The organism is Vibrio sp. 10N.222.52.C3 (genome assembly GCF_041474195.1).
GTDB lineage: Bacteria > Pseudomonadota > Gammaproteobacteria > Enterobacterales > Vibrionaceae > Vibrio > Vibrio crassostreae_C.
The window spans coordinates 25,414-36,525 of record NZ_JBFRTQ010000016.1 but is presented as its reverse complement, the minus strand read 5'-3'; the positions used below and the strand labels follow the sequence as shown (position 1 = coordinate 36,525).

The 11,112-nt window shown below is 44.1% G+C and carries 6 protein-coding genes and 1 pseudogene; 4 read left to right on the top strand and 3 right to left on the bottom strand.

The window, feature by feature from the left end; genetic code table 11:
- Window positions 1–300: 300 nt before the first annotated feature.
- A pseudogene (locus tag AB4517_RS02305) lies at window positions 301–705 on the top strand (Lrp/AsnC family transcriptional regulator); the annotation flags it as partial.
- A 165-nt stretch (window positions 706–870) separates the two neighbouring features.
- Complete coding sequence (locus tag AB4517_RS02300; protein ID WP_017071362.1) at window positions 871–2,433, top strand: PAS domain-containing methyl-accepting chemotaxis protein; 1,563 nt, start codon at window positions 871–873, stop codon at window positions 2,431–2,433.
- A gap of 108 nt (window positions 2,434–2,541) precedes the next feature.
- On the opposite strand, the gene tkt is transcribed toward AB4517_RS02300, so the two are convergent.
- Both tkt and tal read right to left on the bottom strand, forming a co-directional pair.
- A complete protein-coding gene (gene tkt, locus AB4517_RS02295; protein WP_372147827.1) occupies window positions 2,542–4,533 on the bottom strand; it encodes a transketolase in 1,992 nt (663 codons plus the stop codon).
- 87 nt (window positions 4,534–4,620) lie between these two features.
- Complete coding sequence (gene tal / locus AB4517_RS02290) at window positions 4,621–5,571, bottom strand: transaldolase (protein ID WP_009845571.1); 951 nt, start codon at window positions 5,569–5,571, stop codon at window positions 4,621–4,623.
- Window positions 5,572–6,030: 459 nt separating this feature from the next.
- Between tal and AB4517_RS02285 the strand changes: the two genes are divergently transcribed.
- Window positions 6,031–7,035, top strand: coding sequence for a sugar-binding transcriptional regulator (locus AB4517_RS02285; protein WP_017065721.1), 1,005 nt, complete (start codon window positions 6,031–6,033; stop codon window positions 7,033–7,035).
- Between the two features lie 172 nt (window positions 7,036–7,207).
- Window positions 7,208–8,578, top strand: a complete 1,371-nt coding sequence (locus AB4517_RS02280) for a glycoside hydrolase family 18 protein (RefSeq protein WP_372147826.1) — start codon at window positions 7,208–7,210, stop codon at window positions 8,576–8,578.
- Between the two features lie 91 nt (window positions 8,579–8,669).
- Here AB4517_RS02280 and AB4517_RS02275 read toward each other — a convergent pair whose 3' ends face one another.
- On the bottom strand, window positions 8,670–10,964 hold the full coding sequence (locus AB4517_RS02275; protein WP_372147825.1) for an EAL domain-containing protein: 2,295 nt from the start codon (window positions 10,962–10,964) through the stop codon (window positions 8,670–8,672).
- Window positions 10,965–11,112: the final 148 nt, after the last annotated feature.

Here is an 11,112-nt window from a genome sequence, read left to right as displayed (position 1 = left end):
GAGTTAATATAAAATAAGGAGTGTTATTTATTCTATTGTCAGTTATTTAATGGGTTTTGTTGAATGAATAGTTGATAGTTTGGATGTTTAATAACATTGATTAGGTCGTGGTTATTATTCTGGAGGGCGCTTTATACAAGGCGTTGGGTTCTAACTAATAAGATAATTTTTTATTATCGGTGTTTTAAAATACGCATGTAATAACTGAGTCATTAGTAAATACCCATGCTCAAATTATTTTTACTCAAAATATCAATAATTAGGGTATTGAGAGTAACTTTCAGTGTTTAAATGACGTGAAATTTAACAATAGCAGAGCTGGTCGGGTTGTCACCGCCTGCTTGCTTAAAGCGAGTGAAACGGCTGAGAGAAGAGGGCGTGATTGTCGGTGGTGTGTCCATCATTAATCCAGAACTGACCGGCAGTAAGATGACTTTGGTTGTGTCCGTGGAAATGGAGCGTGATCGCGGGGATATTTACCAAATCTTTCGCCATTCTATTTCAAAGGCAGAAGAGGTCACGCAGTGCTATCAGATATCAGGCAGCTTTGATTTCATGCTGATTGTGACGGTCAAAGACATTCAAGCCTACGAAGACTTTGTGGAGCGAGTACTACGCAAAGATCTGAATATTCGTAAATTCCATACCTCTGTCTCAATGAGAACCGTGAAATTTACCACTGCCGTAAACTTAGATGAGTCGTGACTGTTGGCATGAGAAGATAGTGAAGTTATTAGCTTTGTGAGGTACTTAGCTAATATTTGTATAAATAGCAGGCATTTACACAAAATGTGACGTTCACATTTTGTCATAACTTTAATAATTGTATATATTCCTCGCCTAAAATAATAATTAACCTAAGTTAATATAATGACTGTCAGCTCATCTACTCAATCTCGTGAAACGCTTCTCAGCGAAAACGAACAACTTGTCTCTACCACTGATTTAAAAGGCGTGATTACGTACAGTAATGATGCTTTTTGTCGCATAGCGGAATACAGCCAACAAGAATTGCTAGGGCAACACCACAATATCGTAAGGCATAACGATATGCCGAAAGCCGCTTTTGCTGATATGTGGGTTAACCTAAAGCAAGGTAAAGCTTGGCGTGGCATCGTAAAAAACAAAACCAAATCTGGTGGGTTTTACTGGGTCGATGCTTATGTAACTCCAATTTACGACAATGGTAAGGTGAGTGGCTACCAATCTGTTCGTGTTAAGCCAAAGAATGAATGGATACAAGTTGCAGATAAGGCTTACCAAGGCCTCTTGAAGGCTGAAAAGTCGGGTCGCCAATGGTCATTAAAGATCAGTGACAGTGTTCGTTACGCCGTGTTGCTAGGCTCTTTGGCTGCGCCGTTAATTTCAAATCTCATTGAAGTAGGGCAAGTATCACAATGGTTGTTGAGCCTACTTCCTGTTTCAGCATTAGCACTGCTTTTCCGACAAGAGCTGATTGATACTCCACTGCAGTTGAAAAAGCTGCAATCTAAATTCGATAGTGTTAGTCGTCTTGTTTATTCAGGTAATAGTCAGTTCTCTATTGCCGATTTTCACTTAAAACTATTGTCTGCAAGAATCCACACCGTATTAGGTCGCATGACAGACTCAGCCAAGCCGTTACAAGATTTGGCTGACAACCTAAATGCGACGTCATTTGAAGTATCAGAAGCCTTAGATCAACAAACAAAAGACATTCTTCAAGTACGAGAGGCGACTGAAGAGGTTGAAGTCACCGCCAATGAGGTCTCTTCTCGCACAGAAGAAGCGCACCAGATTGTTGATGTGACTTTGCAAACCTGTGCTGGCGCTAAAGAAAGCATTAATCAAACTCATCAAAACTTAGAGAGCCTAGCTTCTCAGGCTGAAAAGGCGACTCAAACGACTTACCAACTGAGCGATCAAGCGCAGAGCGTAAGCAAGATAATGGAAGAGATTGGTGGAATCGCCGAACAAACCAACTTGTTGGCCCTGAACGCTGCGATTGAAGCGGCGAGAGCGGGCGAGCAAGGACGAGGCTTTGCCGTTGTTGCCGACGAAGTCCGTGCATTGTCGGGTCGAACCTCAAAGGCTACGGTTCAGATCAAAGAGAGCATCGATACCATGCTAACGACGATTGAAGGGTGGCAAAAAGATATTCTGGCGAACCGTAAGCAAACGGACGCATGTGGTGATGTTGCGAAGGTGAGTGCAGAGCGCTTGTCGGAAGTCGAAAACCTAATGCAATCCATGAATGAACTCATGCAGTCTGTTGAAAGTTCTGCTCATAAGCAACGTGAGCTGTCGAGTGAAGTCAATCTGCATATGCAGTCTATCGCCTCGACCGCAGAACAAAACTTAGTGGCAACGCATTCTGTGAAAGACCACTCCACAGAGCTAAAAGAACGAGTCAATGAGTTCTACCAACTGGCAAAGCGTTTCGAAGAAAAATAGCCGTTAGATTTAATCCGAATGAGAGAAAAGACAAAAAAAGCCCCGCATTTTGATGCGGGGCTTTCTGTATGCATCAACCCATTGAAGGGCGAGACAATGTATTCAAGATTAAGCTAGAAGCTCTTTCGCTGTGTTTACTACGTTTTCAGTAGTGAAACCGAACATCTTGAATAGCTCACCTGCTGGTGCAGATTCGCCGAACGTTGTCATACCGATGATCTTGCCACCGAAGCCAACGTATTTGTACCAGAAGTCAGCGATGCCAGCTTCTACTGCGATACGCGCTGTAACATCAGATGGAAGTACAGACTCACGGTATTCAGCGTCTTGCTTGTCGAATGCGTCAGTTGCAGGCATAGATACTACGCGTACAGCTTTACCTTCAGCGGTTAGTTGTGCAGCAGCTTCAACTGCAAGCTCAACTTCAGAACCAGTTGCAATGATGATTAGCTCTGGCTTGCCTTCACAATCTTTCAGGATGTAACCACCCTTAGCGATGTTAGCAACTTGCTCAGCATTACGATCTTGTTGTGCAAGGTTTTGACGAGAGAAGATTAGAGATGAAGGACCATCTTTACGCTCAATAGCCAGTTTCCAAGCCACTGCAGATTCAACTTGGTCACATGGACGCCATGTGCTCATGTTTGGAGTCAGACGTAGAGAAGCGATCTGCTCAACCGGTTGGTGAGTAGGGCCATCTTCGCCTAAGCCGATAGAATCGTGCGTGTAAACTTGGATGTTCTGAACTTTCATCAGAGCAGCCATACGCATTGCGTTACGCGCGTATTCCATGAACATTAGGAACGTTGCGCCGTATGGTACGAAACCACCGTGCAGAGCGATGCCGTTCATGATAGCCGTCATACCGAATTCACGTACACCGTAGTGGATGTAGTTACCAGAGAAGTCGTTTGCTTCAAGAGACTTAGAACCAGACCACATAGTCAGGTTAGAAGGCGCAAGGTCAGCCGAGCCGCCCATGAATTCAGGTAGCATAGCACCGAACGCTTCTAGAGCATTTTGAGATGCTTTACGTGATGCGATGTTTGCTGGGTTAGCTTGAAGATCAGCGATGATTGCCGATGCTTTCTCTTCCCACTCAGCTGGTAGGTCACCGTTTACGCGGCGTTTGAATTCAGCTGCCAGCTCAGGGTATGCTGCTTCATAAGCTGCAAGTTTCTCGTTCCACGCTGCTTCCTTAGCTGCGCCTGCTTCTTTCGCATCCCACTCTGAGTAAACTTCCGACGGAATTTCAAAAGGACCGTGCTCCCAACCTAATTCTTTACGTGTTGCTGCAATTTCTTCAGCGCCTAGTGGAGCACCGTGACAGTCGTGCGTACCTGCTTTGTTTGGAGAACCAAAGCCAATCACTGTTTTAGTACAGATTAGAGTAGGGCGAGGGTCTGCTTTAGCCGCTTCAATCGCTGCGTTGATAGCGTCAGAATCGTGACCATCTACCGCTGGGATTACGTGCCAGCCGTAAGCTTCGAAACGCTTAGGTGTATCGTCAGAGAACCAACCTTCAACTTCGCCATCGATAGAGATACCGTTGTCATCCCAGAAAGCAACCAGCTTACCAAGACCAAGCGTACCTGCTAGAGAACATGCTTCGTGAGAAATACCTTCCATCAGACAGCCATCACCCATGAATGCATAAGTGTAGTGGTCTACGATGTCGTGGCCTTCTTTGTTGAACTGTGCTGCTAGCGCTTTCTCTGCCATAGCCATACCAACAGCGTTAGTGATGCCTTGACCTAGAGGACCAGTCGTTGTTTCGATGCCTGGTGCGTAGCCGTACTCTGGGTGACCTGGAGTCTTAGAATGCAGTTGACGGAAGTTTTTAAGATCTTCAATTGAAAGCTCGTAACCTGCTAGGTGAAGCAGAGAGTAAATCAGCATTGAGCCGTGGCCGTTAGACAGGATAAAACGGTCGCGGTCAGCCCACTCTGGGTTTGCTGGGTTATGGTTTAGGTGAGAGCGCCAAAGTACTTCAGCGATGTCTGCCATACCCATAGGTGCGCCTGGGTGACCAGAGTTTGCTTGTTGTACGCCGTCCATGCTTAGAGCACGAATAGCGTTAGCTAGATGTTTGCGATTCATAAGAACTTCCGAATAAAAATTAAGAAAAACAAAATTGATAAAAGTAGGGGAACTGAACGTTCCCCTATTTGAATTTGGTAAGAGTGATTACAGCTTAGCTGCGATCATGTCTTCTAGTTTGCCTTGGTCAACGGCGAAGTTGCGGATGCCTTCAGCCAGTTTCTCAACAGCCATTGCATCTTGGTTGTGGTCCCATAGGAACTCAGCGTGAGTCATCGCTGCTGGACGCTCTTTAGTACCGTTAGAGTCGATAAGCTTCTCTACTACTTCGCCTTCTGCTGCTTCTAGGTCTGCTAGAAGTTGAGGAGCGATAGTTAGACGGTCACAACCAGCAAGTTCAAGGATCTCGCCGATGTTACGGAAGCTTGCGCCCATAACAACAGTTTTGTAGCCGTGGTCTTTGTAGTAGTTGTAGATATCTGAAACAGAGATTACGCCTGGATCTTCTGAAGCTTCGAAATCACGACCTTCTTTCGCTTTGTACCAGTCCATGATGCGACCAACGAAAGGAGAGATTAGGAATACGCCAGCTTCAGCACAAGCGCGAGCTTGAGCGAAAGAGAATAGAAGCGTTAGGTTACAGTTGATGCCTTCTTTCTCTAGGATTTCAGCAGCACGGATGCCTTCCCAAGTAGAAGCCAGTTTGATAAGGATGCGGTCGTTAGTGATACCAGCGTCGTTGTACATTTTGATAAGTTGACGAGCTTTAGCAACGCTGCCTTCCATGTCGTAAGAAAGACGAGCATCTACTTCAGTAGAGATACGGCCAGGTACAACTTTTAGGATTTCTTTACCGATGTTCACGTTAAGCATGTCGCAAGTATCTTGAACTTGCTGTGCTTTATCACCGCTTTGCGCTTTTGCGTATTCGATAGAAGCATCGATTAGAGGAGCGTACTCAGCAATTTGAGCAGCTTTAAGAATTAGAGATGGGTTAGTTGTTGCATCTTCAGGAGTGTACTTGCTGATAGCTTCGATATCGCCAGTGTCAGCTACAACAGTTGTTAGTTTACGAAGTTGCTCTAATTTATTGCTCATTTTGATCATCCTATGTATCGCATAACACCTCATTAATGGGAGAGGTGTGGGCATTTGCAAGCTAACTAATGAAGTTCTCAATGGTTGTACCAGTGAGCCAAACTTACATTAATTTAAATTTTTCTCCGAACGAACATTTGCACAGAACATTTGATCGCTCGATGAGTAAATGATGTAGCCATATTTATCCGATCTAGCCCCAAAGTCAACGGTAAATAGTACTGTATGGTGACTTCAGTCAAATATATTTCGCTCTAGTAATCATGGGCTATGCAAGCAAACGTTTAACGAGCAAAGTGAGGTGAATTAATCAACAACAAAACCATGGTTATGACTATGAGCAAATGTACCTTGCTGTTACATATGTTCGGGGTGTAAACTTGTGTATCACTTGCTTAAGCATCGAACATTTGTTCTTCAAGCAGGTAAAATAATTGTTAAATATTGGTTGAGTGGTATATGAGTAAGAATATCCAAGATGTTTCCGAAGAAAACACTGATCTCCTCACTGAAGTAGCGGTTGCTTATTATCAAGATGGTGCCACGCAAGAAGAGATATCTAAAAAGTACTCTATCTCCCGTGCAAAGGTTGGTCGAATGCTCAAGCAAGCCCGAGATGAGGGCATTGTTGAGATCACCGTGAAATACCACCCTGTCTTTAGTGCGAAGATCGAGCAACGTTTGATCGAACGATTTGGTGTAAAGCGTGCGCTTGTGGCACTAGACCAACCGAATGAAGAGAAGCAACGACTCCAAGTAGCCGGTTTAGTGTCGAACTATCTTACCAGTACACTGAAAAACGGTATGGTGGTGACAGTAGGGCAAGGGCGAAACGTATCGTCTGTTGCTCACCACACTGGCGTAATTACGCCACGAGACTGTAAATTCGTGTGTGGTATCGGCGGTATTCACCCAAGAGGCGGTATGTTTAATGCCGACCATATATGCAGGCAGCTAGCCAAAAAGTACGGTGGATCCTCTGAAACCTTGTACGCGCCTGCTTATGCCGAGAATAAAGCGCAAAAAACCGCATTCATGGAAAACAGCACCGTTAAGCAGACCCTCGATCTCGCTCGAAAAGCCGATGTTGCATTAGTCGGTATCGGTGATATGAGTGAAAACAGCTATATGGTCGATTTAGGCTGGTTTACGGCGGGTGAGGTCGTTCAATCTCGTTTATTACAAGGTGTCGTCGGTGACTTTGCGGGTTATGACTTTTTCGATGTTCACGGTAAAACAGCAAACACAGTAATGAGTGACCGTGTGATTGGTTTGGCCTTGGAAGAGTTCCGCCCAATTGCGGAAGTCATTGCCATTGCAGCGGAGAACAGTAAGCCATTAGCTCTATTAGGCGCACTAAGGACCGGTGTGGTCGATGTGATAGCGACCAGCGTAAGTAATGCTTTGACGGTACTTAACTTGGACGAACAACTTAGCGTGAATAAACCAAACGGCAGTGAATAGTAAGATATTTATGCTTCGTTGAATTCACTATTTGAGTAATCATGGAAATTCCCCCTAATGAAACCAGTGCAATAAGGGGGATAACTATTAGACATGACTCGAATAGTGAATTTGTTCAGCGGTTGAAAGAATTATCACTCTTTAATGTTAAGCCACACTAAAGGAGATAATTATGAAACTGTCATTTATCACACACGCTATTTCTAGCAACAGTGACCAATCAAGTTCTATCTTTAAATCTATTTCTATCTTTGGGCTTAGCTCAATAGCCACGGCTTGTATGCTCACACCTACAGTACATGCCGATGATAAAGTCGTCGCAGGGTATTTTGCGGATTGGCAATATCTGAATAAAGACAACCCTTATACCGTTGACGACATACCTGCAGACAAGCTCTCACATATTATTTACGCCTTCTTGAGCATGTGTGGTCCTCATAGCGGTGCTGGTGAGCCCGTCCAAAAACAAATTCAGCAGCAATGTGCAAGCAAACAACCATATACCGCGATTATTGTGGATAAAGAAGCTGCGTTAGAAGTCGATTTCGGAGACGTGGGTGTTGATGTCGCCTATAAAGGTCACTTTGCCCAGTTAGCTCAACTGAAGGCCGACAATCAAAATATCAAAATTTTGCCCTCATTTGGAGGGTGGACAATGTCTGAACCTTTCCATGCGATGGCGAAAGATCCTCAAGCCATTGCGCACTTTTCAAAAACTGCTGTTGAATTGATCCAAAAATACGACTTCTTTGATGGTATTGATCTTGATTGGGAATACCCAGGAGGCGGCGGCTTAACCACTTCGCCTTGGAACCCAGAGACGAAACTAACGGATGAGCAAAAAGCGCTAGAGCGTGAAGCTTTTACTCTTTTAGTAAAAACAATCAGAAGTGATTTGGACGCTCTATCAAAGACGACTCAAAGAGATTATGAGCTTTCAACGGCTGTCGGTGTTGGCGCTAAGGCTGCCCAAATTGATTGGAACGCAGCTAGCCCATATTTGACGAACATGTTTGCGATGACGTATGACTTCCTCGGAGGCTGGGGAACTCAAACAGGTCACACAACAAACTTACATGCCACAGAGCGCAGTTGGTGGGGAATGGGAGCTGATGTCTTCATTAATCAGATGATAGAGCAAGGTATTCCTAGCGAGAAGCTCGTGATCGGGGCGGCTTTTTATGGTCGAGGCTGGCAAGGGACAAAAGACTTTGCTGGAGAGCTGCCTAAAGGTGACCTAGTTTCTGAACAAGGGGCGCAGTTTGGTACCGGTGAAAACGGTTACTTCATGTTTTGGGATCTTATGAATAACTACAGCAGTAAACAAGGTTATGAGTATAAGTATGATGAGCAAGCTCAAGCACCTTATTTGTGGAACCCAGATAAAAAAGTATTCATATCTTTTGAAGATCAGCGTTCTATTAAAGCAAAGGCAGAATGGGCGAAGAAATCAGACCTAGGCGGCATTTTTACTTGGGAATTATCAGGAGATCCTTCCGGGCAGTTGATCGATGTTATGCATAGTGAAATGAATAAAAAGTGAAATGAATAAATAACTGAACAGAAAATACCTAGAAAATAAGGTAGGTGTTTAGCCGCCTACCTTATTTAGCTCGTCTATTTAACTCACGTTCTTAAACAGAACATTCCGCGTGCTCGGTCACTTTCTTGTTTAGGTGAGTAGCCAGCTCATCATAAGGAATAGGACGAGAGAAGTAATAGCCTTGCATTAAGTCACATCCACATGCCTTTAGAATTGCGAAGTGTTCGTTTGATTCTACGCCTTCTGCTAATACCACCATGCCGAAGTTCTTACCGATTGCGATGATGTTTTGCACCATGGTGAGTGACTGCTGATCGACAGCAATGTTCTCAATAAAGCTCTTATCGATTTTAAGTTCATCGATAGGCAGTGCTTTCAACATACTTAGTGATGAATAACCTGTCCCGAAATCATCTAAAGAGATCTTTATATTCTTCTCTTTGAGGGCTTCAAAAGTCGGTTTCACCAAAGTCACATCTTCAATGAACAAGCTCTCGGTAATTTCTAGCGTTACACAGCTAGGAGAGAGTTGATACTTTTCTAGTGTCGCGAACAAGTGCTCAGAGAAGGATTGATGAGAAAACTGACGCACTGATATGTTGATCGACAGCCCGATTTTTTGTTCTGTTGTTCGGTGCAAGTGGGCGATCTGCATAATGCTGGACTCAATAATAAAAGTCCCCAGTTTTTGCATTAAACCCGTGTTCTCTGCTATCGGTATAAAGACATCTGGCGGAACAAAACCCAATTCCTCATCAATCCAGCGCACGAGTGCTTCTACACCATGAATACTTTCATTTGCACGAACCAGCGGTTGGAAAACCATGAACAGCGTTTGTTTCTCGATAGCGATGCGTAGCCTTTGTTCTACTTTCATTTTGTAGAGATGAGCATCTTGCATTTCCGTTGTGAAAATACTGTACGAGTTTTGCTGCTGTTTCGCTTTGTACATTGAAATATCGGCAGAACGTAACAGGCTATCCAGATCTTTTCCGTGTTCTGGGAAACGCGCTACGCCGATGCTGCAACCTAACAAAAACTGAGCGCTTTCAACTTCATAAGGTTGAGAAAGCACTTCAATAATGCGCTTGGCGAGTCGTTTAATTTCAGCTTCATTCGACAAGGGCGTCAAGAACAAAAACTCATCACTGGATTCACGTACCAATAGGCTGAGGCGAGATCGGAACCTCATCAAACGCAAAGCGATCTGTTTGAGAACCTTATCTCCAAAGTCATGCCCGTGGGTGTCATTGACGCATTTAAAGTTATCGATATCGATAAACAACAGCGAAAACGGCTCTGACTCATCGTCAATCCATTTACCAATGTTTCTACGCATGTACAAACGGTTTGGCAGAGAGGTTAAAGGGTCATGGTTCGCCTGATAAATGAGTTGGCTACGAGTCCGTTGTTCATTCTTGGCAATCGACTTAACCAAAAAGTAGAAACCAAACTGAAGAAAAATAAAGGCAACGAAAAGAATGCTGAACTCTTGTATGAATATACTATCGACGTGAGTTAGATCCGTACGTCCTACCACCCATAATTTGTAGTTTGGGATGTATTTCGCGCTCATCAAAGAGTGGTACTCTTCATCGTCGACGACAAAAGAATAGGTTTCTTGCCCATTCATCGCTTCTTGTACGCTAATTCCGAAGTGGTCGGTAAAGATACTTGCAATACGCTGTATGACATCTTTGCCGACTGGAGAGGAATAGGCACTCTCAGATTCAATATCACTTGAATAAAACTGGCGATAGCTGTCTTTTCTGATCAGGCTTAGTGTATTGAAACTTCCGGCGTGAGCATTATTTTCAAATACGATCGTTGCGTCTAATCGTAGCCCTGCGGTCATTACTGCATCGGTTTTCTTGCCATCGATTGAAATGGATTTTCTCAGCGGGATGACTAAGCTATTCAACGAATCTTGAAAATAGGTACGGCCAAGCACCATGCTACTGCTTGATAGGGCGTCTAGGAAGGAGCCTCTGGTTGGCGCGTATTGCAGCAAGTTCCTTTGATTCGCAAGTTCGAGATTTGAGCTAATCGAGAGGTAATCACCGTCGGTGTTCAACAAGCCAAACGCTGCTATCGCAGGGTGGGTCTCAAGTAGCTTGTCTAATATTGGCCTAACCTGGATAGATGCAGTACGTGTGAAATCAGACTGTTGAGCCAGTTGATGGCCAACCACTTCTAACAAGGCTTCTTGACTGGTCAGCAGCGAGTTGACGGAGCTAGAAAAAAGCTCAACCTGAATGTGTTGCTGCTCTATGAAGTCGTCTCTGTTTGCTTTCCAGTTTGTTATTCCCAACGCGGCGAAAAGTATCAGGGTCAGTAGTACGACAAACGCGTACAGCGACCAGATATTTTGCTTAAATAGAGCCATGAGATGCCTTTGTTGGTTACTACTTTTAACAGACTGCAAGTGACAAACTATTGGGTTGTCAGCGCGATTCATGCAACGAAAAATACAAACATCAATGATGAAAGTATTAATGATTAAATAGTGTAACGACTACGAGCAGAGATTCTTG

What these genes read in the sequence shown, in the direction of transcription:
- tal (WP_009845571.1), bottom strand. Translation starts at nt 5,571, where the DNA reads ATGAGCAATAAATTAGAGCAACTTCGTAAACTAACAACTGTTGTAGCT.
- AB4517_RS02300 (WP_017071362.1), top strand. Translation starts at nt 871, where the DNA reads ATGACTGTCAGCTCATCTACTCAATCTCGTGAAACGCTTCTCAGCGAA.
- AB4517_RS02285 (WP_017065721.1), top strand. Translation starts at nt 6,031, where the DNA reads ATGAGTAAGAATATCCAAGATGTTTCCGAAGAAAACACTGATCTCCTC.
- AB4517_RS02280 (WP_372147826.1), top strand. Translation starts at nt 7,208, where the DNA reads ATGAAACTGTCATTTATCACACACGCTATTTCTAGCAACAGTGACCAA.
- tkt (WP_372147827.1), bottom strand. Translation starts at nt 4,533, where the DNA reads ATGAATCGCAAACATCTAGCTAACGCTATTCGTGCTCTAAGCATGGAC.
- AB4517_RS02275 (WP_372147825.1), bottom strand. Translation starts at nt 10,964, where the DNA reads ATGGCTCTATTTAAGCAAAATATCTGGTCGCTGTACGCGTTTGTCGTA.